This window comes from Pseudomonas sp. GW822-FHT03F04, from assembly GCF_058801405.1.
In genome coordinates this window covers 98,683-124,521 of sequence record NZ_JBXANF010000004.1, presented here as the reverse complement: position 1 = coordinate 124,521, position 25,839 = coordinate 98,683, and the positions used below count along the sequence as shown (strand labels likewise).

The 25,839-nt window shown below is 61.1% G+C and carries 29 protein-coding genes; all 29 read right to left on the bottom strand.

The genetic code is table 11. The features are described 5' to 3' along the window. Positions 1–3 precede the first annotated feature (3 nt). Positions 4–570 carry a tail fiber assembly protein gene (locus AC1RMX_RS10150; protein WP_192559929.1) on the bottom strand — a complete coding sequence of 189 codons (567 nt, stop codon included), beginning with the start codon at positions 568–570 and terminating at the stop codon, positions 4–6. Positions 571–577: 7 nt separating this feature from the next. After that, positions 578–1,657 (bottom strand): phage tail protein, encoded by a 1,080-nt coding sequence (locus tag AC1RMX_RS10145; protein WP_192559928.1) that lies wholly within the window; start codon positions 1,655–1,657, stop codon positions 578–580. 140 nt (positions 1,658–1,797) lie between these two features. Beyond that, positions 1,798–2,313, bottom strand: a complete 516-nt coding sequence (locus AC1RMX_RS10140) for a phage tail protein (protein WP_493071713.1) — start codon at positions 2,311–2,313, stop codon at positions 1,798–1,800. After that, positions 2,310–3,461, bottom strand: coding sequence for a phage tail protein (locus AC1RMX_RS10135; RefSeq protein ID WP_096819581.1), 1,152 nt, complete (start codon positions 3,459–3,461; stop codon positions 2,310–2,312). Before AC1RMX_RS10135 ends, AC1RMX_RS10140 begins: the two co-directional genes overlap by 4 nt. Positions 3,462–3,472: 11 nt before the next feature. Continuing rightward, positions 3,473–4,072, bottom strand: a complete 600-nt coding sequence (locus AC1RMX_RS10130; RefSeq protein WP_096819582.1) for a YmfQ family protein — start codon at positions 4,070–4,072, stop codon at positions 3,473–3,475. Continuing rightward, entirely contained in the window at positions 4,060–5,103 is a 1,044-nt protein-coding gene (locus AC1RMX_RS10125; protein ID WP_096819583.1) for a baseplate J/gp47 family protein, read from the bottom strand. The genes AC1RMX_RS10130 and AC1RMX_RS10125 overlap by 13 nt, the downstream gene beginning before the upstream one ends. After that, on the bottom strand, positions 5,093–5,491 hold the full coding sequence (locus AC1RMX_RS10120) for a phage GP46 family protein (RefSeq protein WP_096819584.1): 399 nt from the start codon (positions 5,489–5,491) through the stop codon (positions 5,093–5,095). Before AC1RMX_RS10120 ends, AC1RMX_RS10125 begins: the two co-directional genes overlap by 11 nt. Beyond that, entirely contained in the window at positions 5,491–6,000 is a 510-nt protein-coding gene (locus AC1RMX_RS10115; RefSeq protein ID WP_096819585.1) for a phage baseplate assembly protein V, read from the bottom strand. The genes AC1RMX_RS10120 and AC1RMX_RS10115 overlap by 1 nt, the downstream gene beginning before the upstream one ends. A gap of 28 nt (positions 6,001–6,028) precedes the next feature. After that, positions 6,029–7,072 (bottom strand): phage baseplate assembly protein, encoded by a 1,044-nt coding sequence (locus AC1RMX_RS10110; RefSeq protein ID WP_273541158.1) that lies wholly within the window; start codon positions 7,070–7,072, stop codon positions 6,029–6,031. 3 nt (positions 7,073–7,075) lie between these two features. Further along, the gene (locus AC1RMX_RS10105; protein ID WP_096819587.1) at positions 7,076–8,311 is read right to left on the bottom strand and encodes a DNA circularization protein; all 1,236 of its coding nucleotides are present in this window, start codon (positions 8,309–8,311) and stop codon (positions 7,076–7,078) included. Further along, entirely contained in the window at positions 8,298–10,196 is a 1,899-nt protein-coding gene (locus AC1RMX_RS10100) for a phage tail protein (RefSeq protein WP_493071709.1), read from the bottom strand. The genes AC1RMX_RS10105 and AC1RMX_RS10100 overlap by 14 nt, the downstream gene beginning before the upstream one ends. Positions 10,197–10,326: 130 nt before the next feature. After that, a complete protein-coding gene (locus AC1RMX_RS10095; protein ID WP_003222226.1) occupies positions 10,327–10,623 on the bottom strand; it encodes a phage tail assembly protein in 297 nt (98 codons plus the stop codon). Continuing rightward, on the bottom strand, positions 10,620–10,967 hold the full coding sequence (locus AC1RMX_RS10090; protein WP_007908779.1) for a phage tail tube protein: 348 nt from the start codon (positions 10,965–10,967) through the stop codon (positions 10,620–10,622). The genes AC1RMX_RS10095 and AC1RMX_RS10090 overlap by 4 nt, the downstream gene beginning before the upstream one ends. Before the next feature lie 67 nt (positions 10,968–11,034). Then, complete coding sequence (locus AC1RMX_RS10085; RefSeq protein ID WP_096819589.1) at positions 11,035–12,531, bottom strand: phage tail sheath subtilisin-like domain-containing protein; 1,497 nt, start codon at positions 12,529–12,531, stop codon at positions 11,035–11,037. After that, the gene (locus AC1RMX_RS10080; protein ID WP_007954893.1) at positions 12,531–12,710 is read right to left on the bottom strand and encodes a DUF2635 domain-containing protein; all 180 of its coding nucleotides are present in this window, start codon (positions 12,708–12,710) and stop codon (positions 12,531–12,533) included. The genes AC1RMX_RS10085 and AC1RMX_RS10080 overlap by 1 nt, the downstream gene beginning before the upstream one ends. Continuing rightward, the gene (locus AC1RMX_RS10075) at positions 12,707–13,291 is read right to left on the bottom strand and encodes a phage tail terminator protein (RefSeq protein WP_493071707.1); all 585 of its coding nucleotides are present in this window, start codon (positions 13,289–13,291) and stop codon (positions 12,707–12,709) included. The genes AC1RMX_RS10080 and AC1RMX_RS10075 overlap by 4 nt, the downstream gene beginning before the upstream one ends. Positions 13,292–13,353: 62 nt before the next feature. Continuing rightward, positions 13,354–14,382, bottom strand: coding sequence for a phage late control D family protein (locus AC1RMX_RS10070; RefSeq protein WP_493071704.1), 1,029 nt, complete (start codon positions 14,380–14,382; stop codon positions 13,354–13,356). A gap of 9 nt (positions 14,383–14,391) precedes the next feature. Then, entirely contained in the window at positions 14,392–14,604 is a 213-nt protein-coding gene (locus tag AC1RMX_RS10065) for a tail protein X (RefSeq protein WP_493071700.1), read from the bottom strand. Further along, the gene (locus tag AC1RMX_RS10060; RefSeq protein WP_493071697.1) at positions 14,597–14,980 is read right to left on the bottom strand and encodes a phage tail protein; all 384 of its coding nucleotides are present in this window, start codon (positions 14,978–14,980) and stop codon (positions 14,597–14,599) included. The genes AC1RMX_RS10065 and AC1RMX_RS10060 overlap by 8 nt, the downstream gene beginning before the upstream one ends. Further along, entirely contained in the window at positions 14,977–17,274 is a 2,298-nt protein-coding gene (locus tag AC1RMX_RS10055) for a phage tail tape measure protein (RefSeq protein WP_493065371.1), read from the bottom strand. The genes AC1RMX_RS10060 and AC1RMX_RS10055 overlap by 4 nt, the downstream gene beginning before the upstream one ends. Before the next feature lie 128 nt (positions 17,275–17,402). Then, the gene (locus AC1RMX_RS10050) at positions 17,403–17,984 is read right to left on the bottom strand and encodes a phage tail assembly protein (protein ID WP_493071695.1); all 582 of its coding nucleotides are present in this window, start codon (positions 17,982–17,984) and stop codon (positions 17,403–17,405) included. An 81-nt stretch (positions 17,985–18,065) separates the two neighbouring features. Further along, the gene (locus tag AC1RMX_RS10045) at positions 18,066–18,572 is read right to left on the bottom strand and encodes a phage major tail tube protein (protein WP_085712871.1); all 507 of its coding nucleotides are present in this window, start codon (positions 18,570–18,572) and stop codon (positions 18,066–18,068) included. Continuing rightward, complete coding sequence (locus AC1RMX_RS10040) at positions 18,572–19,738, bottom strand: phage tail sheath protein (RefSeq protein ID WP_096819597.1); 1,167 nt, start codon at positions 19,736–19,738, stop codon at positions 18,572–18,574. Before AC1RMX_RS10040 ends, AC1RMX_RS10045 begins: the two co-directional genes overlap by 1 nt. 2 nt (positions 19,739–19,740) lie before the next feature. After that, the gene (locus AC1RMX_RS10035) at positions 19,741–19,926 is read right to left on the bottom strand and encodes a hypothetical protein (protein ID WP_039771239.1); all 186 of its coding nucleotides are present in this window, start codon (positions 19,924–19,926) and stop codon (positions 19,741–19,743) included. Positions 19,927–20,026: 100 nt separating this feature from the next. Next, on the bottom strand, positions 20,027–20,536 hold the full coding sequence (locus AC1RMX_RS10030) for a DUF4376 domain-containing protein (RefSeq protein ID WP_493071692.1): 510 nt from the start codon (positions 20,534–20,536) through the stop codon (positions 20,027–20,029). Between the two features lie 10 nt (positions 20,537–20,546). Beyond that, positions 20,547–23,882 carry a tail fiber protein gene (locus tag AC1RMX_RS10025; RefSeq protein ID WP_493071690.1) on the bottom strand — a complete coding sequence of 1,112 codons (3,336 nt, stop codon included), beginning with the start codon at positions 23,880–23,882 and terminating at the stop codon, positions 20,547–20,549. Next, a complete protein-coding gene (locus AC1RMX_RS10020) occupies positions 23,883–24,518 on the bottom strand; it encodes a phage tail protein I (RefSeq protein ID WP_273539884.1) in 636 nt (211 codons plus the stop codon). Further along, positions 24,515–25,510 carry a baseplate J/gp47 family protein gene (locus AC1RMX_RS10015; protein ID WP_493071688.1) on the bottom strand — a complete coding sequence of 332 codons (996 nt, stop codon included), beginning with the start codon at positions 25,508–25,510 and terminating at the stop codon, positions 24,515–24,517. Before AC1RMX_RS10015 ends, AC1RMX_RS10020 begins: the two co-directional genes overlap by 4 nt. Further along, positions 25,507–25,839 carry a phage baseplate protein gene (locus AC1RMX_RS10010; RefSeq protein ID WP_102621413.1) on the bottom strand — a complete coding sequence of 111 codons (333 nt, stop codon included), beginning with the start codon at positions 25,837–25,839 and terminating at the stop codon, positions 25,507–25,509. The genes AC1RMX_RS10015 and AC1RMX_RS10010 overlap by 4 nt, the downstream gene beginning before the upstream one ends.

Sequence of the window (25,839 nt, the reverse complement as noted above, 5' to 3'; positions counted from 1 at the left end):
CAATCAGCTGGTGACGGTTGTGCCGGGCACAGCCGGCCAAGTGATTTCTTCCGGGAAACCGGTCTGCTTTTCGATGCGGTTCAGCTCGACGCTGTAGAGCTTCCACTCGAGCAGTTGCAGCTCTTCTTCGTGGCTGGCATCGCCGATGTCTTCGGCGTATTGCAGGGGGGCGATGCGCAGGACCGCGTCGCGCAGCAGCGTGTCGCGCTTGTCGATAAGGCCAGACTTGATCGCGGACAGGTGGGCCGTTTCATCGAGCATCCACGCTTGACCATTCCAGATATATCCCTCTCCTGGCCAGACATCGGCAGTAAGGTCATCCGGTAACTCACCTGGTTCAACCCAGATCTGTATCGCACCGCTGTCCTTCCTGTGAACCACTCCCCGGTGATCGCTCACCTCACGAGGAACTCCGTTCACCAGAACCCAGACACGGCCATTTCCAGGCGATGGCAATTCGAAAGGCAATTGCACTGAATTGCTGGGCAACTGAACGCCAAGTCCAGGCGTCTCGGCAAATTCAACGGGACCGGACAGGCAGCCCACATGATCGAACAGATAATTAAACATGAGCACCTCAGATAAGTTTGATCCGGCCCGGATAGGCAATGTTTCGGGGACGGGTGATACCGCCATGATTCAAAAGATCTGCGTCCGAAATCGGCGAAACGGTTTCAGAAGGGGTGATGTATTTGACCGTGGAGCCCGCGTAATCGGTGTAATTGCCCATGTCGAACCCCAGCAGGGCTTTCTGGGAAATGATGTTTGTTGCGAACAGAATATTGTCGCCCACGCCATTGTCGCCCTGGACCAGCGAGCCTTTTTGCCAAGACCCCGGTACACGTCCCGGATCGATCAAACCGCCTTCAGACAGTACCCGCAGGAACTCGCCACGGGCTTCTGGCAAGCGGAAATTTGTGGCTCCATCCCCAGAGGACCATGCACCGGCGCGATCGGCTTCGGAACGCAACATGCCGGACTGTTGCGCGTGATCCCAGAGCCACGGCCACTCCGTTCGGCTGAGTAACGAGCCATTCAAAGCGGCATAGCCACCGGGCAAAACGGAAAGCGTGGTCTCGAAGGCAATGTGCCCCACTGACGAGCCGTCCAGGCGTCCCACCGGCCACCAGTTACCCGCTGCATCACTGCGCAGATGCCACCAGTCGCCATTGCCCATCAACACCAGAAAGGGGTAACCATTGGACGAAAGGTGTGTATGAAAGCGGATACGGTCAGTACCGGACGTCTGAACAACCAGTCGATTGCCACTGTTGTCGACGCGGCGAACGATAACGTCACGCACGCCCAGACCGATGCTGGCTGCCGGCAGGGTCACTGTGGTGGCTGCCGGGCTGCCGTCGATGAGCACAAGGCCAAGCTCCTGTTCGGTCAGAGCTTTGGAGGCTGCCAGCCGCGTCACCACCGAACGCATCGGGCTGGCGTTGCCGACAATCGACTGAATTGCCTTGAACAACTGCCCTGTATCAGCCTCTGCGGCGGTCATCCCGGCGCCAGCGATCACGTTGACGATCTCTTGTGTAACGCTGTTGCCCCACACCGCAGGTATCAACGACCCGGGCGTTCCCGCCACCGGGTTTTCATCGACGAAGCGGCCGTCGACCAGGCCGACGCTGGGGACGCTCTTTGGATAATCCATTGGATGTTCGTTCCTCTTGAATGACAAATGAAACGTGGCTGCACGCGGGCTTTTGGCTTGCTCAACGGCGGGCGCAAACGCTTCTGTTCCTGAAAATAAAAAGCCCACAACAAAGTGGGCTTGGGTGAAGCGGATGGCGATTACGGAGCCGGGGTGGCCGTCAACTGACGAATGGCCTGCAGCGCCTCATCGGCGGCAGCGCGAGCCTGATCCATCTGGCTTTTGCTCGCGTACGCACGGATCTGGGTCTTGGCTTTCAGGCGCACGGTCCGCAGGGTCAGCAGGTTCTCGCTGAGTTGGGCAGCCTTGTCGAGGATCTGCTCGGCCGACTGTTTTGCCGACCGGCCCTTGGCTACCCAGGCAGCAACGGACAACGGCACTTCCTTTTTCGGGTAGCCGGCATCCTGATAGGCCTGAGCGTCGACCGCCGCCTGAGCGTACTCGAGGGCTTTGAGCGGGTCACCGGCCAGTACGGTGCGTGCGCTGTCGGCGACTGCATCGAGATTGACGCACAATCGTTCGGTTTCTTCCTGCTGCAGTGCGGCGACTCTGTCGTCACTCAGCTCCCACTTCTCGCCATCCCAGACATGTGCGGTGGAGGGTTGTGCAGGACGCAAGCCTTCCTCGAACTGATGCAGTTCATGAATGATGATCATCGGATCAACTCCCAGGAAAAATTCACATTGACGGCGGCGGCAAAGTTGACCGCGATGCCGCTGGCGTAATCGGCCGGACCGACGCTCTTGAGCCCCATGCTGAACAGCAATTCGTCACTGGCGGCATTGCCCGCGCCCCAGGTATGTTCGGCCTGATACGCCTGCCACAGTGAGCGCAATTCGTTATGGTCGAAGCTGGCGGTCAATGTCGAAACCGTCGTATCGCTGACCACGTTGCTGGAGAAAATAAGCGCGGCGCCGCCGGCCGTTGCCCAGCCATCCCAGTTGCTGGAGGTGCCCACGGTCGGGTTGAGGAAGCAATAGTTGCCACCCAGCCATCCGCCCGGCGCGAAGTTCACACTGGTGATGCCGGTCGGGTGCGGCGTGGGATTGCCCACCACCAGACGCGCCGCTCGCGCATGTGGATCCAGCGGCAGATACACCACTCCATTGCCATTGACCGTCTGCGTCCACGACAACCGGCTTCGGTTGTAGATCAGCCTGACAGTCGGCACCGAACCGGGTCCGGCGGTGACAACCCAGGCCAGACAGATATCCAGCGGCGTCGACTGGAAGCCACCACCCGCTGCGCCATTTACCGTGCCCTTCAAACCTTCCGGTGTCGCGTCATAGACTGTGCCGCGCTGCATGTAAAAGGTCAGCGCACCGCCAATCACCTGAGCGCGCAGAAAGTAACCCGAACTCGGCAGCAGGTCGGCACTGCTCCAGGCCTGAGTGGTGAACGTACGCGAACGCCCCAACTGCCCTGCCACGACTTCCTGTCCGAGGCTGACCAATACGCCTGCCGGGATCGATACTCGGCCGCCACTGGTCGACACCGCGGCTGGCGTCACCGCCAGACGCCCGTCCGCTGTGGCCACGGTTGCCGCAGGCAAAGACCCGATCGGCAACGCCGAATCCAGATTCCAGCCCTTGGCCGTCACCGTCTGAATAGCCTGCAGCAACTGATCGTATTTCTTCTCGTCCGGGGTCAGCTCCCCGGCCTTGATCACGCTGAGGATTTCCTGCGTGACGCTGTTGCCCCAGTCCGCCGGAATCAACGATCCCGGCGTTCCGGTCAGCGGGTTTTCATCGACAAATTTCCCATTCACCAGACCGGCGCTGGGCACACTCTTCGGATAATCCATTGCGTTATTCCCTAGTCATAATTGATGTGCACCTTGGTGTGCGCCGGTGCTGCCCGATGGATCATGCATTCGAGCGCCGAGCCCGGGTTCACGCCGAAGCGCTCACCCCAGTAACTCGCACCGAAACGCCGACCGAGCAGCAGGCGGCCGCCGGTGTTGAGCGTCCACATGAACTGCGCTTCCCAGGTGCCCCAGTGCGCCGCACCAAAGCGCGAACGACCCATGCGCGGGGCTTCGAGCTCGGTGATGGTGGCGTTGGGGTAGCCCTGGCTTTTGGCGATTTCCAGGTAGTAGCCGACGGCCTGGCTGCCGACCGCCAACAAGCGGCGGCGTACGGCGAGGCGCCGGTCATCGAACAGCGGTGTGGCGCCCAGGCACGGGTCGGGCAGGTTCATCACCTGTTCCCAGTCCGGCACCAGTTCGCTGACGCCGGCCGGGTCCATCTCGTTGAGCAGGTCGGCGGCGCGGGCGTCGAGGCGTGCCAGTTCGACGGCGACGCCTTGCAGCACCTCATCGAGTTCCGGCACTCGCTCCGGATCCCACGCCGGGCCCGAAGGCAGCAAGGCACGCAATTGCGCCTGGTATTGCGCGGCGGTTCTTATGCCCCCCATACGCAACCTCCGAAGGTGAGCAGTTCGCTGTCGCCTGCCGCGACGTTCGCCACCGGGGCCGAAAGCACGTGATCGGTTTCACCCGCCGCGCTGCTGATCGCTTCGCGGATATGACTGATCAACAGATCCGCGCCGAGGTCGGCCTCGCGGTTATGCAGATCGCGCAACTGGGTTTCGACAGCGGCGCGCACCGCGGTGGTATCGGGCGTCAGCTTCAGTTGATAGGTCACCGGTTTCTGCACCGGCGGGAGCACATGCACTTCAGCGGTCACCGGGCGCAGCGGCTCGATGTAAGCCTGTACTTCGGCCAGTTGATCCGCATTCGGCACCGGTTGCGGGTCGTCGTCACGCATGATGTAGACGCCCACGGTGCCCGGCCCGAGAAAGCCGCCACGGCACCAGGCGCGCGTCACGCCCGGCACTTCCAGCGCCCAAGTCTCGTAGTCGCTGGCCGAACCGCCGTGGGGGATGACGCGATAGGAGCGGATCACCCGCGAGCGCAGCGACTCCAGACTTTCCCGCGCTACCCCGCCGTTGAGCCCCGGCGCCAGCACCACAAAGCTGTTGCCGACCACACCAGTGATCGGCTGCACCGGCGTCAGCGCCAGACCGGCCTCGGCATTGCCCAGGCTGCCGGCATCAAGCGCGGCGATGGAGGTGCTGTTGACGCCATTGACGGTGGTACGCGCGGCGGTGACTTTGAAGGTGCGACCGTCGCTCGACTGCAGCAACGTATCGACGTCCAGCACCGCGCCCGCCGTCGCGTTGAAGCTGACGTTGCCGGTGGCCACCTGTGCCGGTTTGCGCGGCTGGTTCAGGCGCAGCGCGGCGATGCGTTCCAGGGTGGATTCATCGGCGGTATCGGGCAGGATCTGCTCGGCAATCCAGTCGAGGTAGCCGTACAGGCCATACGCGGCGCCGCCGAGTGTGCGGGCCAGGACTTGCGCATCGGACTGGCGCAGCGAATCGCCGGCCAGGTCGCTTTGGGTGCGCTTGATCAGCACCGGCAGCGAAGGGGTTTCAAACGGCATAGATCACCTGCCAACTGTTATCGGGGTTGATGTCCAGACGTTCGCCGTCGGCCAGGGTCAGGACCGTACGCAGGTTCAGGCGCTGGGCGTCGAGGCGTTCGCTGATGATGTCGATGGCGCTGCAATGGCCGTCGTCGATCAGCCACTGCAAGGCTTCGCGGGCATAGAACTCGGCGTCCATCTGGGTCTGTCGGGTCAGCTTGACCCGGCGCAGCAGCCACAACCGCGAACCGATGCGGTCGTCGGCTACGGTCGGAAAGGTGTCGCCCCACCAGCCGTAACGCTCCTCGTCGTCGAGGGCATCGTCGTCGGCCGCACGGCGCCAGGAGAACAGGCTGATCAGCACTGAACGGGTCAGCGCGGCGTGAAGGTTCTGACTGAAAAGCATCACTGACCTCCCGCCGGCGCGCCGGTCTGGCCGCTGCCCGCCTGCACGCCAACGTGCACGTGCTTGATCTGGCTGATGCCGCCAGCCAGCTGATCGCCTTTGGAAACGATCTTGCCGGTCTGGTTGATCACCGGCGTCTCGAAGTTCACGGCGGTGCTGGCGCGGATGTTGAGGGTGGAGGTTTCGATGTCGATGATCCGCCCACGCTTGAAGTGAATCTTGTCGCCTTCGTCGGTGTAGATCGCCACTTCGCCGGCCGCCAGCGATTGCAGGCGATAACGGCGGTCGGCGACCACCAGGGCAATGGCGTGGGAACGATCACCGCCCAGAAACGTGACGACGCCTTCGGCACCGGCCAGCGGATGGCTGGTGAAACCGTAGGGTTCGAAGTGCTCCATGTCGTCGTTCACTTCACCGGCGGTGAGGCGCATTTGCAGCGATTGCAGCTTGGAGGCCGAACTGGCGAGCACGACAGTGCCGCGCGCCAGCAGGCGTGTCAGTAGGCTCATAGGGTTTCCTTGAAGGGCGGGGTCGGGCTCAGGTTTTTTTCGGCGGCGAAGGATTGGCGTCGAAGGTATGCGGCGGCGCCACTTGCAGGGTGGTCACCGAGCCTTGCGCCGACAACGAGTACGTCACCTTGGAAATCAGCATGTCTTCATCGAACCCGAGCACCGGATCCTTGACCCGCACCAGGGTGTTGTGACGCCACAGGTCACCGTTGGACTGACGCCAGCCCTGCACCTGATAAGTGGTGGTCAGCGCCCGGCCCATACGGGTTGCGCTTTCCCATTGGGCCCGTTGCTGGGCCAGTTCGAAGGTCAGTTGCGAGCCTTCGTTGATGATCGTGGTACGCCGGCGCTTGAAGCTCAGGTCGGCCGCCACCGATTCCACTTCGCTGACCGCTGCCCCGCTCTTCTTGTCGTTGCCCTTCTGCTGGCCGATCACCCGGTATTCAGAGAACACCTGGCTGAAATCCATCGGTGCATTGGCCGAGAGAATGTTCTTCCCCAGCTCCAGTGCATCGCTGGCGCGACCGCCGCTGCCCGGTTTGGCGAGCACCAGCCGGCCTTCGGCGTCATCGGTGGAAAACACCCGGTACAGCGAGAGCAAGCGGTCGATCGACTGAAACGCCGTTTCACCTGGCACGATCGTGTGCTTGCTCAGGCGTGCGGTCTCGGGAATTTCGTTGACCACCATCAACGCGTACTCCATGGCCAGGGCCTGGACGATGTTCAACAACGACTGATCCTGCCATTGGCCGGGGTTGTTTCGCGCCGCACAATCCACCAGATCCTGGGTCTTGGAACTGCCTTCGATGCTCAGGCTGATCTGCCGCCCGTCATAGCTGATCGGGGCCTTGAACACATAACCGGTGAGCACCAGATCCTTGCCGATCCGCACTTCGCACGGGTCGCCGGCCTTGATCCGCTGATCCACGGTCTGTCCCGGCCATTGCCAGGTGATGTCGAGTTTGAAGGTGCGGAACTGGCGCTCCAGGTCCGCGGTGATCTGCACGCTTTTCCAGCCGCCGTATTCCATGTCGCCGACGGTCAGCGTCACGCGATTGTCAGTCTCGTTCATGGCTCACTCCCTGGAAACTTTGACTTCGTTGGGTGAGAAGCTCGGATGAGACAGACCGTTGCGCTGAATGACCTCGGTCACCCGCGTGGCGTCGCCAAACTGTTTGTAGGCCACGACTACCGCCGGAAAGGTTTCCTGGAAGGTTTTGCTGACCAGTCGCACACCGGACGAAGCCACAGCCTTGAGGTGCGCGATCAGCGCTTCCTTCACATCGGCGATGGCCTGGTAGTGCGCGGGATCGGCCTTGTCCTGGGCCTTTTGCAATGCTTCGATCAGCTCTTTTTGCAGGGCTTGCAGATCGTCGGTGACCGGCACTTCCTGACGAGTGATCGGCTGCTTCGATTGCTGATCCAGCGAGGGGGTCGAGTTCAGTTTTACCGGCGTAGAGGCCACCGGCATCGAAGCAACCCACTGCGCGACTTTGACGATCAGGGTGTCCTGCACCAGGTTGGCCATCGCTTGCGCGGCGGCGTTGGTGTCCTTGCCGGTGGTGATTTTCGGTGCGTCGGCCTTGCGGATGGCTTCGAGTTGTTGGGACACGTCGGCAATCACGCCACGGTAGCCCTCCTTCGCGAATTCCTTCAGCTCTTTGATATCGCCGAGCAAACCCTTGAACTCCGCCGCTACTTCCTTGGGCAGTTCCTTGACGGCCCTGACCAGTTCGGTGATCTGCTTGTACTGCGCGATCAACGGTTTGAGTTGCTCCTTGATCACGTCATACACGCCGGTGAGGCTGTTGCGCAGATTGGCGATGCCGATCCGCGCCGCCTTGATCAGGGTCATCGCCTGTTCGAAGCGCGCCACCGCCGAACCGAGCAAACCGTCGGCCTTGATCAGCAGGACTTTTTGCGTGCTGACCGTCGCCGTCGGAAACGGCAGCGGCCGGTCCGGGTAGAACTTCAGGGTGAAGGTCACCATCCCGCCATCCTGGCGGGTATGAGTCATGTCGCACTCGCCGACCTTGACCTGCAAGCGCCCCAGCCACGGGTGCACCAGTTCGCCGCTGCCCTGCTCCAGGGCCTGGAGCAGCTTGTCGCGCTGCTCCAGGCAATCGGCACCGATGATGAACGCCGTCAGGTCGTGGGTCTTGGCCTGCTGGCCAAGATCCTCGAAAAACGGCAGGTCGCGCTGCGGGTATTCGTGCAATTGCCCCTTGCGACCGACCGGGGTTTTCGCCTGGTCGATCCAGAAGCCGACACCCCGAAAGGATGCCGGCAACAAACGGTCACGCCAGTTCATTGGAACCTCCTGCCGATAGCGAGCGATAGCCGATGCGCGAACTGAGCGCCAGCCCCGGTTGATTGGTTTGCGGTTGATCGGTGCGCAACCCCGCCGGTGCATTTTCGAAGCGCACCGTCAGGCCGCCTTCGAGCTGCGTGCGGTTGTTGGCAGCGCTTTGCTGGATCAGTGCGCTGGAGGATTGCGGCAAAGAACCGCCCTGCAACGCACTGCCGCCCTCGGGTTTCGGGCTGGCACCAAAGAATGCCGGCGCCAGTTCACCCTTGCCTTCGGCATTGGTCTGGCGTTGCGCCTGGGTCAGGGTTTCGACCTTGCCGGTGACCTTGGCGATCAGCCCGGCGAAGCCACCGTCGAACAGTTCCTTGATCGGAGCGATGACGGTTTGCAGCTTTTGCCACAACTCGCCGAACCACTCGGTGATCGGTCCCCAGTTCTTGATGATCTGCCCCAACGGTGTCCATTCGAACATGTTGTGCAGGAACTCCAGTACCGGTGCGGCCAGCGCCTGCACCACGCCCCACAGCGCCGAAAACACTTCGCTGATCGGCTGCCAGTACTGGGCGATCTGCTCCAGCGGCGACCATTCGAACAGACTCTGGAAGAAGCTTTTGACCTGCTGTGCCGAGGCTTGCAGCGTGGCCCAGATCGGTTCGAAGAACGTCACGATGGCGCCCCAGTTGTTGACGATCATCCCCAGCGGGGAATAGTCGAACAAGGTGCCGAAGAAGTCCTTGATGGCTTGCGCCGCCGGTTGCAGCGAGGCCCAGATCGAGGCGAAGAAGCCGGTGATTGCGCCCCAGTTGTTGATGATCATCCCCAGCGGGGAATGATCGAACAGGGTGCCGAAGAAATCCTTGATGGCTTTCGCCGCCGGTTGCAACGTGGCCCAGATCGAGGCGAAGAAGCCGGTGATCGCGCCCCAGTTGTTGATGATCATCCCCAGCGGCGTCCAGTCGAACAGACCTTTGAGGAACGACATCACCGGCACACTCAAGGCCTTGAGCAATTCCCAGATCGCCGAAAACAGACCGGTCAACGGCCCCCAGTTTTCCAGAATCAGGCCCGCGGGCGACCACGAGAAAACCGACTTGAAGAAGTCGATCACAGGCGCGGTCACAGCCTTGACCTTGTCCCAGATCCCCGAGAAGAAACCCGTGACCGGTTCCCACAGCGCCGCCAGTGCCTCCAGCGGCCGCCAGTCGAGCACCGAACGCAACGTCGCCATTGCACTCGCCCCGGCGTTTTTCACGCCCTCCCACAATCCGGTGAAGAACGCGGAAATCGGTGTCCAGTTGGCCACGATCAAACCGGCCGCCACCGCAATGCCCATGGCGATCAGCATGATCGGATTGGTCTTGAGCACCATGCTCATCACGTCGAACACCTGTGTCGCACCGGTGACGGCGGTTTGCATGGCAGAAAACGCAATCGCCCCCGCCGCCAGCCCTTCGACCAGTTTCGGGTTGTCGGCCAGCAGGCTGCCGACCTGGGTCAGCACCGGTTCCAGCCCGACCACCAACGCCCCCACGGCCGGCACCAGTGCGGCGTCCACCGCGGCGGAGACCTTTTCCATCGACGCACTGAACACGTTCATGTTCTGCGCGGCGGCTTTCGGTGTTTCCGGCAGATCGACGGTTTTCGCCGTTTCGCTGACTTCGGTCAACTTGCCCTGAAACGCCGCAGCCGATTTGATGCCGTCCACGAACGGCGTAATCACGCTGCCGCCCTTGAACAGACCGCTGATGTCCAGTTTGCCGAGGCCGGTCTGTTCGAGGTTTTTCTTGAAGCTCTCGACCTTTACTCGCAGGGCACCGAGCTTGGGCGACAGTTCATCGATGCCCGTCAGCAGCACCGAGGTTTTCTCTTTCTTTTCTTCGTCTGCCATCACTGCACCTGCTGCATCGCATTGATCCGTTGCGCGTGCTCCAGCGATTCGCGGAGCACATCCAGTGGCCTGGCCATCATCTGTTCGGGGTCAACCTTCCAGAACCAGGCCAGGTCATAGGCGACCGAAATCAGGTCGGTGATGGCTCCGACGCCGCACTCATGAAAAAACTCGCAACGGCCCAGCTCAATGCGTTGAGGTCAGCCAGATCCAACTGGTTGACCGACGACGGCGGAATGCCGGCGCACACGGCGATGTATTTGGCCGCCACGTCCATGTCGAGGCTGACCTCTTCGCTCTTGTCGATCTTGTACGGCAGCGCCTTGATCGCTCGTACCTCCTGCACCGTCGGACGGCGCAGGACGAGTTCGGTCAGGGGCTCGCCGTGAGCTTCGATCGCAACTTGAAGCTTCACGGCGCCGCTCATTGCCAGGTCCCCTTGATGCCTTCGAATTTCAGTTCGATGGTGGCGTCATCGCCTTTGGAGACTGGCTCTTCGACCAGGTAGGCACCGGCCAGCACGTAGACTTTGCCGTTGCTGAATTCGCAGGTGACGGTGATGTCGGTGCCTTCGATCAGCTTCTTCAGCGGGAAGTCGGCGGTGTGCAGCGCAGTCACTTTGAACGACGGCGCGATGTCGGTTTCCTTGTAGAAACCCGGCACGACGGTTTCGCGTTTGACGGCCATCAGCGGGGCTTCGCAGCCGCCATTGATAGTCAGTTGTGCACCGTCGACCTTGACGTAGCAGGTGCCTGCAATCAGTTGACCCATGGTGTTACTCCCTTCAAATAAAAAGCCCACGCGAGGTGGGCTGAAATCACAGTGTCAAACGGGCCGATCAGGCGACGTCGTCGTACTGCAGACGGAACTGGTTGAGCAGTGCGAACACGCGCAGACCGTTGATGTAATCAGGCGGGAACAGCACGTTCACGCGGCTTGGGTCCTGCACGTCGCGCTCGACGATCAGGTGCTCGGCGAACAGCTCGGCGTTTTCCACGTGGCCTTCCAGTTCGAGCTTGGCGTACTGGGCGATCAGCTCACCGCGAATGGTCGCCGGGGTGACGATCGGCTGGCCGGCGCCGAAACGGGTGCCGTCGGAGGCCAGTTTGTGGCGACCGTATTTGCTGGTGATCACGCTTTGCAGACGACGCACGATGAACGCCGACTGGTGCATGGTTTCGCTGTCCAGGTACGAGTTGTCGGCCTGGCCGTAAGCGTTCTTCTGGTAGGTGGTGATCGAGCGCTGGATGCGCACGTAACCGCCTTCGTAGTACGCGGTGGCGATGCCGTAGTTGAGCAGCGACTGACGCTCGGTCAGGGTGAAGCGCTCGCTGGCCGGTGCCGGATCGACGCCTGGCAGGCTGCCGCTCTGGGTCGGACGGCTGGCGTCGGCCGAGATGAACACCGAAGTACGCGCAGCCAGTGCCGCAGCTTGTACCCATACCGGTTGCGGAACGCCCGGCTCCAGCGCCTGAATGGTCATGTGCTGGTCGTTGCGAGCCTGACCGGCTGCCACCAGAGTACCGACGGTGCCGCGCTTGGCGCTGTAGACGTGACCGAACAGTTGCTTGGCCCACGACCAGCGACCGGTGCTGTCATCCATCACCGCTTGCCAAGTGTTGAGGGTCGCCAGGTCGGACCATGGCAGCGTGATGAATTCGAACGGCTCATCGCCCAGTGCCGCAACGGCAGCCACTTGATCCGGTACACCGACGCCGCCGGTCATGGCGGTGATGGCGGTGGTCAGGCCAGCCGGGGTTTCTTCGCCGTTGCTCTTGCCCAGGCGATTGAATTGCAGGCTGATGTCGTTGCCGCTCTCGCCAGTCCATTTGGCGTTCAGGGTGACCACACCTTCAGCAGCGGCAGCGCTCACCGGCAGATCGGCGGTGGCGTTGATTTTCTGTGCCAGAGCGGTGGCCGCCTGGGCAGCAGTGGCACCGTTGACCACGGTGGCCTGTACACGGACGCCGCCGACATACAGGTTGAGCACGCCAGCCTGAGTCGCGGTGCCGGTCAGGGTCAGCACGCCTTTGGCGATGGCACCGGTGGCGTTGTGCAGCGGCAGGCACCAGATCTCACCGATCGGGTCGGCCTTGCGGAAGGTCTCGTACATCGAGGCCAGCATCGAGCCCTGGCCGCCAATGCTCTTGGCCAGTGCCACGCTGGAAACCAGCACCAGTTTGCCGACTTCGCTCGGGGCGATATTGTCGTTGACCTGCGCCACGATCAGGCGGCGCATGGACGAGGACGCGCTATTGGCGGCCGAGTTGTCCATTTCGGCATAGAACAGCGGTACACGAATGTCCGCAGGAATGTTGCTGAATCCGATCGCCATTATTTGGCTCCCTTTTGTTTAGCTGTTGCGGTTTTGAGGGTGATATCGCCGTCGGCCAGACGCCGGCGCCACCAGGCGCTGTCCAGCACTTCACGGCCTTCCAGTGGCAGCAGGTCGCCTGCTTCCGGGTCCGGCACGGCACGGCCAGCGGCCGGCACTACGGTGATGCGGTTGCTCATGGGGTTACGTCTCCAGAGAAAGTCATTTCCACGCGCCCGTCAGGGCCCGGGTGTTTCAGGTTGGGGTCGGCCGGGTCGATCGCATCGACCCGCACGGTGACCCCGGTAAAGGACGACAAACCGTCCAGTTCACGTTCGTGCCAACTCTCCGCAGGCTGACTTGGCAGATTGCGGCCCAGCTGGAACTCGGCAAAAAAGCGCAGCCGGTAGAACGCGCGGCTGCTGTTGATCGAGACCGTTTCGCCGCCGTCATAAACGATGGCGCTGTAGTCGGAACCGGGCTTGAAACCCACCAGCGCCCGCCACACTTCGGCGCGCAGGTCATGCAACAGATCCAGCGCTTTTGTGGCGTCCGTGGCATCAAGCACCAGGATGATTTCGAAACGGTCGCGGATCGGCTGGCTGGCAGAGTTCTGTGCGGTGCTGGCGCTGGCCAGATCGGCCAGCGGTAAAACATGAGCCGACGGTGTCGGCAGATTCGGGTTGCCTTGCAGAAGCACCAGGTCGACACCTGTCGCGATATGGCCGGCAAGGCTTGGGCATTGCGCACGCAGCTGCGTGAGGATCGGGGAGATCTTCATGGGGAGCGTTCCAGGATTAGTGAGTGGCCACGGTGATGTCTGTGGCTGAGAGGTCGGGTGGATCAGTCCTTGGCTTTTGCCTCGGGATCCAGGCCCTTCGCTTCGATCAGGCAGCGATAGCTTTCTTCGCGCTTGCCACTGGCGGTGACTTTTTCAATCGACCAGCGACCGCGCATGAAGTCCGGCCAGGTGTCATCGAGCACCAACAGACCTTCGGCCACCAGCAGCGGATCGCCCGGGCATGTGACCTTCAGCGTGTATTTCTCGCGCAGCATCTTGCGCACTTCGGCTTCGCCAATGGTTTTGGCTTCTTCCTCATTGGCCAGTTTCTGGCGAATGACCTTGTAAGGCTCGGAACCGGTGATCACCTCCCGCAGCTTGCCAAGAGCATCGTCCCAGAAGCTGGTCTTGCAACCCTGGTTCTGGGTACGAGCGGTCTCTTCCAGCGTGGCGCTGATGAAGGCGTGATCGCCCGGCCGATTGTTGCTGGTTACCGACAGCCTGACGTCCGGTATCACCTGGCCTGAAAAGTTTTTGAGCTGCGCCGGTTTCGCCAATACGTAGAGTTCGTTGACCGGTTTGGCAACCGCGTCGTATTTGCGCGCCATTCGCGTGATGAAGCTCATGTCGGTTTCGTTCGACTGGTCGACATGGGCGATCCTGATCAACGCCAGTTCGGGATCGACGCGCGGCGAAAAACCGTGCGGCGAGACCAGTTTGCCAAACAGTGCACCAAGGGTTGTGGGCCCGTGGCTGGCCGTGCGCCTCTCCCTGAATCCGGTCTCGTCCTTGCCACTGAAAGGCGCGGCCGTAGCGACCAGCGTCAGGCGCAGCGGAAACAGCGTCGGTGTCAGTCGAGTGATCCTGAACTGGCCCTTTTCGACCAGCCCGGACTCCCGATAGCCAACCCGCAGACCGACTGTTCCACCCAGGGTCGGCAAGCCTTCAAGACCTTCCAGGTCAATCACCAGCGTCAGTTGATCGGACTCCATCCCGGCCGCATCAATGTGTTCCCAACTGATCAGGCGCTGATTCAGCAGGGCCTCGTGAGCCCCGTAGACTTCAATCGCCGGCGTAAATCCCTGTGCCATGCAGCCTCCTTAATCCCAGGCCAGAACCGGTTTGATCGCGGCGGGTTTGCTGTCGAGCTCCGGGAGTGTCACCCAGACACCTGCCGGCAGGATCGGGCCTTGCTCGGCCAGGGTCGGGTTGAGTTTCCACAGGGCTTCTTCGGCTGTGTCATCACAGCGACCGGTTTCGCGGTAAAGCAACAGATTCACCGAATCGCCAGCCACGCTTCGTACCTTACGCATTGTTGAACTCCGCCAATACGATCACCCACTTGATCACCATCGCGGTGCCGTCATCGATGACCTCGCTCTGGTTTTCGTCGATGCTGGTGATCCGCCACAACCCCCAGTTGCGACCGATGCCGTCAATCAACGGCAGCGGCACTCTCAACGCTTGCAGCGCACGCAGCTCATCGAGCCGGTCCATCGCCGCGGCGTACATCGAGGTGCCACCGATGGTCAGGGTTTCGGGTTTCTGCCCTATCTGATGGGCTTTGGGCTTGCTGTTGAGAATCTGCAGTTCGGTCCAGCCACCCTCGGATTTTCGCGACAGCGTGCTGTACGCGAAATCCCGGGACAGTCCGAAGATGAAACTGCCCAGTGCCATTTGTTGTTTCATTGGGCGACTCCATCGGTCAGGGCTGCGTCGCGGCGTATGGAGAGGGCATTGCCGGCCACACCCGGGACAAATTGGGACGTGAAGTGCGACTCAAGCACCTGCGAAAGCATCGTGCCGAGCTTCTCGGAGTTGAGCATTTCGCTGCCGCTGACATGAACTGAAGGTGCGTAGGTGAATTGCGGAGGTGGCGTTGGTGTTTGCATTTGCGCCGCGGACAGGTCCTTGGCGACTTCCGCTGGCGGGGCGAGCTTGTCCTCAGGCGGCGTCGCCTGATGCTCCCCCACATAGGACCCGATTATTCCACCCAGCGTGCCACCAATGAAGGTTCCGATACCGGGCGCAATGAACGTACCGATCGTAGCGCCAATCGCCGTTCCGGCCAGTTCACCGGCCGCTCCCTTTACCGCTTTGTCATCACCTTCGCGCCAGCCTTTCAACCCTTTATAGGCAGCGTGAGCAATGGCCAGAGGTGCACCAACCTTGATGGCAGGCAATGCCTTGACAACCGACGGCATGAGCTTGCCCCCCAAACCCTCTGCCAATGACATGACTTTCGCGCCAGCCCCGCTCAGCCGACTCGGCATGGCGCTTTTGACAACATCGCCAACCATTCTGAATCGGGTGAGCGCATCGTCGAACATGGGTGCGACTCTGGCCGTCACACCACTCAAGCGACTGCTCCTGCGGGTTATGGAAGCGGTGCCGGCCGACCGTGCAGCAGAAGGGGTGCGTCGGCGTGATCCACGCCCCTTCTTCCTGCTTTTGCGACCGTCGCCATCGTTGTCATCACCGCCTATCACATTGGCAATATCCGGCGGCAGTCGCGCCGATGCCAGGCGCAATAGTTTCGTGGAAACCACGTCGAGCACCGAGGCCACGCCGGACTTCAACGCCCCCCCCACAAACGGCATGGCTGCCACGCCGAGCAGAACCAGCCCTGCCGTGAGGGCCGGGAACGTTTCTGCCGCTGCGCTCACACCGTTGACCAGTGCGGTGAGCACTACGGCGGCACCGTCAGCCAAGGGCGCAAGCGCCGTGCCGAATGCAGTGGTCAACCGGGTCAGACTTGCGTCCAGCGCATTCCAGCGACCCTGCGAAGTATTGCCGAACGCCTCTGCGGACTTCGCCGCAGCACCTTCGCCCGCGCCAAGCTCCGTTGTTGCGTACTTGTGCTTGTCGGCTACCAGCGAGAAGGCGTTTTTTACATCGTCCGGCTTCTTCAGCAGTTCGAGAACCCGGGTGTCGTTTTCGCCGAATAGCGTCTTCGTCAGTGCTGCCCGCTCTTGCACAGGCTGCTCGTTAAGTGCAGCAAGAACCGAGTTGATGACAGCAGGCGCATCCTTCCTCATACCCTCAGACAGCGATTGAGGATCAAGCCCTAACTGAGTCAAGGCTGTTCGCTGCTCAGTCGATACCGCCCCGCCTTTGGCCAGCATCGAGGTGATGCCCTTAAGCGCGGCGCTGGCGCCCTCCTTGTCCGCACCACTATTGAGCAACGCCGCCGCCAATGCGGCGACCTGTTCGGGCGTCAATCCGGCGGCAATCGCACTCTCGCCGGAACGTTGCACCACCGAACCGATGTCGGCGGCCTTGGCATCCAGACCGCTATTGCCGAGGTAGGTCGTTGCATCCGCAAGATCCTGGCTTTGATACTGATCCAGCTTCAGCGAGGAACGCCACGCGGCGAGCATTTCGCCAGCCGTCTTGACGTCCATCCTGAATGCCGATGCGTTGATTGCGGCATCATGGGAGAACCACTTCAGTTCGTTCGCCCGCTGGTCACCTTTGGCACCATCGGCAATGCCGGATCTGGCTCCGGCAAGCTGCACTTGCAACAGATCCGCGTTGGTCGCACCACTGGCGGATATCTGTTTCTCGCTGGCGAGTTCCAGAGTGCTCTGCGAGTGCGCTTGAAGCTGATCACTGCTCAGCTTGAGCAACTGATTGAGTTCGACCAGCGCCGTCTCGTTGGCCATGGCTGGTTGCATGAGCTTAGGAGGTGGGCGCTGCTCGATCTCGGCCTTGAGTTTTGACTTTGGTTCGGCGCTTGCAGCCGGGGATGCAGCACTCACCTTGAACAGCGATTGCTGATTGGCCAACAGCTCTCGAAGCTTGATCTGTTCCTGGGTCAGTAAACGAATATCCGCACTGGCCATAGCCAGTGCCAGACTCAAATCCACCAGCGGTGTGCCGAGGCTGTCGGGCGCTATCGATCCGCCCGCCAGTCTGGCGTTGCCGAACGCCATGCTTCCAGTCTCGCTGGCGAGCATCGGCGCATACTTCGTATCTGCCATGCCGCTCTACTCCTGTTTCACGCCAAGGCGAGTGATCGCTATGTCGTAGCGGCGCAACGCCTTTTCGGCGTCCCATTCCAGAATTTCCGCCTCACTTACCGGGTAAATGAGCGGCACGATATCGAGGATTACTTCGATGTCGCGCTCTGAAAGAAGGCCGCCGGCTGGTTTAAAAAATCGTCGATGCGCACCTGCAATTGCGTCCAGTCCGGGACGGTCATCAGGGCCAGATCGGGGATCATCAGACCGGTGCAATGGGCGGTGATGAACTCGGCGCGTTCCTTGGCCGTTTTCAGTTTCTTCATCACTTTGGTGGCCCGCAGCGCCGGCATTTCCAGGCTCAGCGAGGTCACGGTGCGGCCGGTGACGGCGAGCGGTTGCAGCAGTTGCACCTGGTCGGGATCGTCGGTTTTTTCCGCGTCTTCGACCTGATCGAGAAAGTACGACGCCGGACGGGTCGACATCTCGTGTACGTACTGCGCAATGGTCACGTAGTCCGGACGCTTGAGCTGGTCGAGTTCCTTGACCGACAACCCGGTGGCCAGCAGCGCCAGTTCGAAGAACTGATCGTCTTCGTCATCGCCGGCGCGTTCCAGCGCTTCTTTCTGGGCGGCGTAGAACAGGGGCTTGAGCTGGATCGATTCGATCTGCGAGCCATCGTCACCTGTGATCGGCGACAACAGGTCATGCTGGGGTGGCATCCACGACATGAAAGGAATTCCTTGGGTATTCTTGAAGATCCCTGTGGGCGTGAGCGCCCACAGGGTGTGTGCTTGATGCGCCGAAAAGGCTTACGGCATCAGCACCGCACGACGGGCATCACCAAGGATGTCGACGCCGTTGAGCACGAACTTCTGGGTGCGCACGTCGATGTCGATCACCGGGATGCCGTTTTCCAGGCGGGTGTAGGTGCGGCAGGAGAGCTCCAGGGTGGTCTTGGGTTTCTCGCCCATTTTGATCGTGCCCTCATCGAGGATCTTCAGCTTGCCGCCCACGGTGTGGTAGGTGAACCAGGTGTTGCCGTCCTGATCCTGACCGGCTTCGCGCACGTTCAGCAGGATGTCTTCGCCCAGCTTCACACCCAGTGCAAGCATGATTTCCGGGCCGGTGCCCTGCAGGATCAACTTGGCGCCCAGCGCCTTGGCGCTCTTGGCCATTTCCTCGACGATGAAGCGGCCGCCGGTCATGTTTTCCACGTCGAATTCGATCTTCGGCGGGGTGAATTCCTCCACGGTCGCCGACAGCGGCAGGCCTTGCAGGGTGGCCGCGATGGCCTGTCGATTGCGGTTGGTAAACATTAGAGAACGTCCTCCAGGAACTGCTCGATGATTTCATCGCGGGCGTTGAGTTGATAAACCATGTGTTCGTTCGGCGCGTAGCGGCCGTAGTCGATGACCACGTACCAGGTGCCGTTCTTGTACTTCTCGACGCTGTTGAGTTCCGGGTGCAGGTACACGCTGCCGCCAGGAATGGTTTCGTCGGCGACCAGGGTTTGCAGCCAGTCGTTGATGCGTTTGACTTCCTGATCCATGAACGACTTGGTCAGGTTCTTGGCCATGGCCTTCTGGCCGGCCTTCACCAGCTTGCGGCTGATGGCGTCTTCCAGACCGACGTAGCTGATGAACTTGCCGGTGATGGAACGGTTGCCCAGCAGCGAGAAGCCGCCCAGCACGGTGCGGGCGTAATAGCTGACGCCGTAGCGGTTGAGCAGATCGCCTTCGGTGGAGGTGTCGAGGATGTTGTACTCAACGACGCGGGATACGTCTTCGGCGTAGGTCACCTGGTTGCCCGGGCTTTCCCATTGCTTGACCTTGGCCAGTGCGGCAATCGCCAGGCTGGATGGCGCAAGGAAGACGTTTTTCTTCGCCGCTTTCGAGTACACGGCCGGCATGTTGTGCACCACCAGGCAACGGTCGAAACCGAGGTCGGCGCCGCCCAGATCCTTGCTGTACAACACTTGGTCAGCGACCGAAGCATCCTTGCCATCCAGCACCACACGGGCCTTGATGCGCTTGCCGAACGAGGCGAACTCGCCGGCCACAGCCTTGGTGCCGGTGAAGCCCGGCGCGCCGATGATGGTCAGGTCTTCCGGGACGCTGCCCAGAGCCGCCAGACCGAGTTTGCGGCCGGTGGCTGGCTCAACGCCGCCGATCACCGCGTTGACGGTATCGGCCGGGGTGGCGCCCGCTTCGACGATCACCACGTACACCGGCACCTTGACCACTTTGAGGATCTGGTAGACCGCGTGATACAGGGTGCCCTCTTCCGAACCGGTCGGATCCAGCAGCGCGTGGGTGGTGAAGCTGTTGATGCGAAACGGTGCGTTGCGCGGAATCAGCGGATCGGCTTTCGGCGCGGTGCCGACCAGACCGATGACATTGTCACCCAGGCCACCCATGGCCTCGGGGGATTCGGTGGCATTGACGGTAATGCCGTTGTGCTCGAAGTTCAGAACCTCAGCCATAGTCAGTCAGCCTTCTTGGCAGCGGCCTTCACGGCCTTGGTGGTAGGTGTTTTCAGCTCCAGTCGACCGGCGCTGTGCAGGGCACTGGCCTCGACATCGAGCAGATCGAGTTCCTGGCCGACGCTCGACCAGTGCCCACCGCCGGTGGGGAATGGAACGAGCACGGTGTAGGTTTGGCGGGTTGCCATTTTTCGTTTCTCCATAAACGGGAAAGCCCCTCAGGGGAGGGGCTTGGCGGGTGTTGAGTGTTTGAGGGCGGATAAGAAAACGCCCCGGATTCCGGGGCGTTTACAGAAGGTTATCGGGGGGCGTTTCCGGCGCGGTTTCAGGCCATCCGTTAATCAGCATTTCGCTGATGTCAGTACCGGCCCGAACAGCTTCGGACAATGCTTTTTCCCGGTCGAAACAGGCCTGAACATGAGATCGGACAGCCTTTGCGACTTGCAGAATCTGTGGCGCGCCAAGGTCAATAAACCCGGCAACGGCCTTGTAACTGCATTGGTAAGCAGGATCGAGAATGGCTGAAACTGCCATGCCTGCAATCAGCGACTGGCTGTCGCGGGAAGTATCGATAGCGACGCCATCGACCACGATGCCCGAACCCTCACGGCGAAATCGCTCTTCAGCAATCAGTTCGATTTGGCGTTTTACGACCAACTCACCGTTCGCAAAACCGAACGCATCCTCCAACTCCTGGACGGTAGGCTCATGGTCAAACAGTATTTCACCATCAACCAATGGCCAGCCCGGGGCGACACATCGAAAGGTCGTCCCCACATTTGAGTAAGCTCTCAACACAGGTAACTCCTTAAAAAGTGTACTGAGTGATATGGACATCATTGAAACGCGAAACCGTCGTATCAAGGGTGTAGTAGATGGTCTGCGGGGTGATCATGACCAGGTCCGAGAATGGGGCGCTGGTGCCCAGACCGAGTGCTCCGCCAATACCGGTATTTTTCGCTCCCATACCAGTGGCATCCGATGCAAGACTCAAGTTACCGCCGGCGGTGCTAACAGCACTTGCGATGTAGTGAACATACCCACCGACCGTTTTAGCGTTTTTCGGAACAACAGACGCCAGCGAGAGAGCCGTCCATGCCATTGACACACCGTTTTCCAGGATTGTCACTTGGGCAACGGAAATTGAACGCTCAAGTTGAATGCCGGGAACCAACTGTCTACTTGCGTTGGTTTGCCAAACGCTGACCAATGCACTCGCCGTATAGCCAACCGGCATATTTGCGCCTGCATAGACCTCTGGAATCACGCTCGACGTAGCATTGACAGCAAGCAGTTTCGCAACCTTCAAGTCCGGGTTATAGATAACGTAAATCCCGACACTGCCACTTACTGGAGCAGTACCGGTATCCATGCCGCCCACACCGACAGTTGTCAGATCCAGCGAAAGATTGAGATCCGACAACTTGTATTGGGCAATGCCCGGTTGCTCGACAATCAGTTGATCAGCGGTAAGCGTTGCAACCGACGCGGCAGCAGGCAGCGATACTCTCAGGTTACGCGCGGCACCTACTTCTGCACCGTTGAGCCGAGCCAGTCTGGCCTCAACAGCCAACGCAGCGACATCAATGCTTCCCTGATTGACCGGTGCGTTCCAGGCCTTGATGCACCACATCACCGCCAGGTTGCGCGGGCGCGCCACACCATAGTGCGCTTGAGTAAACAGCGATCCGGGAATTTGAACTCCGCTTGACGTGTACCCGCTGCTCCCAGAATAGTCAGCCATCGCCGGAAGATCCCAGCCCAAGCCAGCACGACTAGCATTGATATTATTGAGCCCGTGAACCTCGGCACCAGTGTCATCATTACCGTGAAGCAACGAACCTTTCTGATAAGTGCCAATGGCGCGACCCGCGTCAACCCCGCGACCATGATCCCAGCCACGCAGGAACTCACCGCGAGACTCCGGCAACCGGAAATTCCCGGTCCCCTCATCGCCCTTGTTGAATTTTGTACCGAGATACGCCGCCAAATCCGGATAGGTCGCAGTGCTCTGCACGCTGCCATCCAGTTCAAGGTAACCGGCAGGAACGACACCCGTCGGAAACGACAGAACAGCACCCACCGGAACAGACGATTTCAGCTGTGCGACTTCCTTGGCCAGCGCGGCTACGTCGATGTTTCCCTGATTGATCGGTGCGTTCCAGGCTTTGATGCACCACATGACGGCGAGGTTGCGGGGGCGGGCTTCGCTTCCACCGGAATTAACTGTGTTAGTGGTTGCGACCAACTGGGCGTTGTCAGCACCTGCGGAGCTCAGAAAGCCACCTTCAGCGATTGGCTGAGTGACACCATTGACGACGCCTAGTGCTGATGCCCCATAGGGGTCAATGTTGGCTCTTGCAGTGTCAAAATAGCGGTGATTATGGCTTTCGTTCTGGCCCAGTTGATAGCTGCCAATATCGCGTCCCGCGTCGATGCCGCGGCCATGGTCCCAGCCACGCAAGAACTCACCGCGAGACTCCGGCAACCGAAAATTCCCGGTTCCCTCATCGCCCTTGTTGAATTTTGAACCGATATAAGCCGCCAGATCCGGATAGGTCGCAGTGCTCTGCACACTGCCATCCAGCTCTAGAAAACCAGGAGGCACGATCCCTGTAGGAAACGCCATGACGGCACCCACTGGAACCGCAGATCCGAGGCGTGACACTTCCTTGACCAGTGCCGCTACGTCGATGTTTCCCTGATTGACCGGAGCGCTCCAGGCTTTGATGCACCACATGACGGCGACGTTGCGTGGACGGGTTTCGTTACCGCCCCGTACGCCGGTAGTGGCCATCTGTTGCCCCTCTCCGGAATACGATGGTGTGCCCGAAGAGTTAGTGCCGTGGTATGCCTGAACAACAGGGTATTCGTTACTCATGAAGCCTGGGCGATTGTTCCCGGGCGGATGGTTGTGAGACTTGAAATCGTCTGCCTGAAAGCTGCCGAGACCACGCCCGGCATCCACCCCACGCCCATGATCCCAACCACGCAAGAATTCCCCACGTGCTTCAGGCAACCGGAAGTTCCCGACACCCTCATCACCCTTGTTGAACTTGCCGCCCAGATAGGCGCTCAAGTCCGGGTAAGTCGCGCTGCTCTTGACGCTGTTGTCCAGCTCCAGGAAACCCGGTGGCGGCGTATCAACGGGGAACGCCACAATCGACCCCACCGGCAACGCCGATGCCTTGGCAATCAGTGCTTCGACTTCAGCCTTGGTGTAGGAGTCCTTGATGCCGAAACCGGCCAGCGTGTCGGGATTCGAGCCGGCCGTCGCGCGGCCGTATTCGTCGACGCTCAGACTCTTGTAAGTACCGGCAGCAATCCCCGTGCGCCCGGCCAGCATCTTGAATGTCAGCGCGGTGGTGCCGAGGGTGATCGGCGCGTTGGTGGTCAGGTGCCACAGCGAATCGCCGTTCAGCGCGCCCTCTTCCACCATCACTGTCAGGCCCGGTGTGACCTTGGCGCTGACGTTGGCATCGTTGGCCCGAGTCCAGTCACCGTTGGCGACGATCCACAGACCATTGTCTTTCGCCAGGGTCTGATTCGGCAGCAGCACGCGGTCGCCGGCAATCACCGCCACACCGTCGATCTGCTGCGCACCGTTCAACACCACGTTAGCGGTGGCGGCGACACGTACCGACTGTTTGCCATCGAGCTTGCCGAGTTCTTCGGCGAGGTAGCTCATGACCCAGGCGCGGGTAGCCTTGACCACGGTGTCATCGATCAGCAGCGTCACCAGCGAGGCATTACTGGTCTCGAAAATCGAGCGGATGTAGAACTCTTTGCCCGAGCCGGACGTGGCCAGAACCGGCTTGAACGACTCAGGGTATTTGACGATGGCGTATAGAATACCGGTGTCGGTCCACAACCCGGCTTCACGCACATACCAGCCGCCGACATCCGGCGGAATGGTGACTTCGGCGAGCAGCCAGCTCGGATTTTTCTCGTCCTGGAACAGCGCATTGAGCGGACCGCGCCAGACTTCGCGTTTGAGCGCGGTGGCGGTCGCGGCCGGGTTGTAGACCGCGCCACCGCCATCACCGACGGAAATCTGCGTCAGCTTGATCGGCACGCCCGCTGCCTTGCAGGCGGTTTCGTAGGCAATCCCTGCGTTGGTTAGCAGGGTGTAATAGTCAGCCATTCAGGCCCCCTGAGGATAAATAGTGGATGTTTCGACGGTGTAGAGAGCGGCCGCCATGAAGGCTTTGCCGGAGGTTTCGAGTCCTTCGAGGAACACCGGATAGACCGTGGTCAGCTCGCCGCAGAACGTCGCGGCGCCGATCACATGAGAGCCAAAGGCGCTGAGGCCGACCGACACCGACAGCACGTCCCGTTCGCTCTTGGCATCAGCCAGGCGTCGGTCGAGACGGGCGTCGATTTCTTCGCTGTAGGGTTGTTCGCTGAAGGCCCGCACGGAGAAGCTGTAAGGCGCGCCCGGCGGAGTCTGTTCGTACCAGGCGCGAATCTCGGGTCTCAGTTGCAACCCCTTGGCGGCGTTCTCCAGCGCCTTGCGGGTGCCGGCCTGGCGCGCGGTGGGCCAGGCCAGTTCGACGGTCAGGCGTTTTTCGGCTTCCGGTGCGTCGGTGCTCCATTCGGCCACCCCGCGATCCGCCGCGAGATACGGCAGGAACGCGACGGGCGTCGAACTCGGGTTCATCAGCTCGGGAAACGGTGGCGCGATGCGGTCAAGCAATGTGCTGAAGCCGATGTCGAGTGCCCGCTCCAGCGCCGAGCTGTTGGCCGGCAGCAGGGTCGGACGCGGTGTCTGATCCGTCATAGTGTCTGCACCTCAACCTCGACCGCCGTGCAGTACGGCGCTTGAAACGCGGTGCACACGATGGGTGTCAGCGGTTCAAGAATCTGCAATTGCACGGCGCCGGCGCTGTGCAGCGTGTAGTCGATCCAGCTCGGATCGACCCGGCCTTCCAGGCGATGGCAACTGTCGGCGTAGGCCTGCAAATGCTGTTGCGCGGCGACTTTGGTCAGGCCCGAATCCGGGCCGGAGTTGATCTTCGCCACGACGCGGATCTTGTAGCGCTGAATGTCCGCAGCTTTGACGGTGACCTTGTCGGTTTCCGGGCAGACATCGGGTCGGGCAAAGTGTTGGCGCACGCCGTCGAGCAATGCGGTGGACGGTGTGCCGTCGGCGTCGCGGGAAAGCACAGTCACCTGCACTTCACCGGGTGCGGTGCGACGACCGTTGCCATCCTTGACCTGTGCGGCGAGGCCGTCCGGGGCGAAGGTGTAGGTGACGTCGACGACGCCGGCATCGGTGGATTCGACTTTCACTGCCGGCCGTTCGCCGAGGGTGAAGACTTCGCGGCGATACTGCATCCGCGAGCCCGCCGCCGGCGCATGGGGCGCCAGGTAATAGCGCAACCGGGCGTCATCGTCGCTTTCGTAAATCGCCGGCACCGGCGGGAACGCCGCCGGGTCGCCCGGGTCGAGCAACTGTCGCTCCAGACCCATGTCCGCCAGCCGTGCATCGAGATTGCTGCCGGTCGCCCACCACGCCAGCATCTGTTTGATCCGGGCGTTGTATTTGCGTTCGTGGGTTTGCAGGCGAACGCAGAAAGCCTCCAGGGCCAGGGTCAGCAGTTCGCTTTCGTTTTCCAGGCTGGTCTTGAGTTTCGCCGCGCTGTCCGGCGCACGGGTGCCGACGTACTCGAGGACGAAGGTCTTGAACTCGGCGAGCAGATCCTCGAAGGCCTCGACCTTGATCAGTGAAGGTTCGGCCAGTTGGTTCTGGCCAGGGATCAACATGCTCATGTCACGACCTCGAAAGTCTGTTGGCGGTTTTTCCAGGTGCCGGCAAATCGCAGCAGCAACCCTGCGCCCTGACGGCTGGCGACGATCACTTGCGGCTGGAAATCGCCGATGCCGTTCTGTGCGTTGTAGAACGCTTGCGCGGCGTGGCTTTGCGCCAGAAGCAGAACGTCATCGCCGAGGTTCTGTCCCAGCAGCGTGGGGATCAGCGACCCGTACAAGGGCCGCTTCTGCCGTGTGCCCAAAGGCGTGGTCAGGGCCCGGGTCGCGCGCTGCACGAATTGCAGCCAGTCGTCGACCGTGGCCCCGGTGTTTCTATCGATTCCGATCAT

Excerpts from the sequence above, each read along its gene's own strand:
- AC1RMX_RS10150 (WP_192559929.1), bottom strand. The coding sequence starts at position 570 with ATGTTTAATTATCTGTTCGATCATGTGGGCTGCCTGTCCGGTCCCGTT.
- AC1RMX_RS10145 (WP_192559928.1), bottom strand. The coding sequence starts at position 1,657 with ATGGATTATCCAAAGAGCGTCCCCAGCGTCGGCCTGGTCGACGGCCGC.
- AC1RMX_RS10140 (WP_493071713.1), bottom strand. The coding sequence starts at position 2,313 with ATGATCATCATTCATGAACTGCATCAGTTCGAGGAAGGCTTGCGTCCT.
- AC1RMX_RS10135 (WP_096819581.1), bottom strand. The coding sequence starts at position 3,461 with ATGGATTATCCGAAGAGTGTGCCCAGCGCCGGTCTGGTGAATGGGAAA.
- AC1RMX_RS10130 (WP_096819582.1), bottom strand. The coding sequence starts at position 4,072 with ATGGGGGGCATAAGAACCGCCGCGCAATACCAGGCGCAATTGCGTGCC.
- AC1RMX_RS10125 (WP_096819583.1), bottom strand. The coding sequence starts at position 5,103 with ATGCCGTTTGAAACCCCTTCGCTGCCGGTGCTGATCAAGCGCACCCAA.
- AC1RMX_RS10120 (WP_096819584.1), bottom strand. The coding sequence starts at position 5,491 with ATGCTTTTCAGTCAGAACCTTCACGCCGCGCTGACCCGTTCAGTGCTG.
- AC1RMX_RS10115 (WP_096819585.1), bottom strand. The coding sequence starts at position 6,000 with ATGAGCCTACTGACACGCCTGCTGGCGCGCGGCACTGTCGTGCTCGCC.
- AC1RMX_RS10110 (WP_273541158.1), bottom strand. The coding sequence starts at position 7,072 with ATGAACGAGACTGACAATCGCGTGACGCTGACCGTCGGCGACATGGAA.
- AC1RMX_RS10105 (WP_096819587.1), bottom strand. The coding sequence starts at position 8,311 with ATGAACTGGCGTGACCGTTTGTTGCCGGCATCCTTTCGGGGTGTCGGC.
- AC1RMX_RS10100 (WP_493071709.1), bottom strand. The coding sequence starts at position 10,196 with ATGGCAGACGAAGAAAAGAAAGAGAAAACCTCGGTGCTGCTGACGGGC.
- AC1RMX_RS10095 (WP_003222226.1), bottom strand. The coding sequence starts at position 10,623 with ATGAGCGGCGCCGTGAAGCTTCAAGTTGCGATCGAAGCTCACGGCGAG.
- AC1RMX_RS10090 (WP_007908779.1), bottom strand. The coding sequence starts at position 10,967 with ATGGGTCAACTGATTGCAGGCACCTGCTACGTCAAGGTCGACGGTGCA.
- AC1RMX_RS10085 (WP_096819589.1), bottom strand. The coding sequence starts at position 12,531 with ATGGCGATCGGATTCAGCAACATTCCTGCGGACATTCGTGTACCGCTG.
- AC1RMX_RS10080 (WP_007954893.1), bottom strand. The coding sequence starts at position 12,710 with ATGAGCAACCGCATCACCGTAGTGCCGGCCGCTGGCCGTGCCGTGCCG.
- AC1RMX_RS10075 (WP_493071707.1), bottom strand. The coding sequence starts at position 13,291 with ATGAAGATCTCCCCGATCCTCACGCAGCTGCGTGCGCAATGCCCAAGC.
- AC1RMX_RS10070 (WP_493071704.1), bottom strand. The coding sequence starts at position 14,382 with ATGGCACAGGGATTTACGCCGGCGATTGAAGTCTACGGGGCTCACGAG.
- AC1RMX_RS10065 (WP_493071700.1), bottom strand. The coding sequence starts at position 14,604 with ATGCGTAAGGTACGAAGCGTGGCTGGCGATTCGGTGAATCTGTTGCTT.
- AC1RMX_RS10060 (WP_493071697.1), bottom strand. The coding sequence starts at position 14,980 with ATGAAACAACAAATGGCACTGGGCAGTTTCATCTTCGGACTGTCCCGG.
- AC1RMX_RS10055 (WP_493065371.1), bottom strand. The coding sequence starts at position 17,274 with ATGGCAGATACGAAGTATGCGCCGATGCTCGCCAGCGAGACTGGAAGC.
- AC1RMX_RS10050 (WP_493071695.1), bottom strand. The coding sequence starts at position 17,984 with ATGTCGTGGATGCCACCCCAGCATGACCTGTTGTCGCCGATCACAGGT.
- AC1RMX_RS10045 (WP_085712871.1), bottom strand. The coding sequence starts at position 18,572 with ATGTTTACCAACCGCAATCGACAGGCCATCGCGGCCACCCTGCAAGGC.
- AC1RMX_RS10040 (WP_096819597.1), bottom strand. The coding sequence starts at position 19,738 with ATGGCTGAGGTTCTGAACTTCGAGCACAACGGCATTACCGTCAATGCC.
- AC1RMX_RS10035 (WP_039771239.1), bottom strand. The coding sequence starts at position 19,926 with ATGGCAACCCGCCAAACCTACACCGTGCTCGTTCCATTCCCCACCGGC.
- AC1RMX_RS10025 (WP_493071690.1), bottom strand. The coding sequence starts at position 23,882 with ATGGCTGACTATTACACCCTGCTAACCAACGCAGGGATTGCCTACGAA.
- AC1RMX_RS10020 (WP_273539884.1), bottom strand. The coding sequence starts at position 24,518 with ATGACGGATCAGACACCGCGTCCGACCCTGCTGCCGGCCAACAGCTCG.
- AC1RMX_RS10015 (WP_493071688.1), bottom strand. The coding sequence starts at position 25,510 with ATGAGCATGTTGATCCCTGGCCAGAACCAACTGGCCGAACCTTCACTG.
- AC1RMX_RS10010 (WP_102621413.1), bottom strand. The coding sequence starts at position 25,839 with ATGATCGGAATCGATAGAAACACCGGGGCCACGGTCGACGACTGGCTG.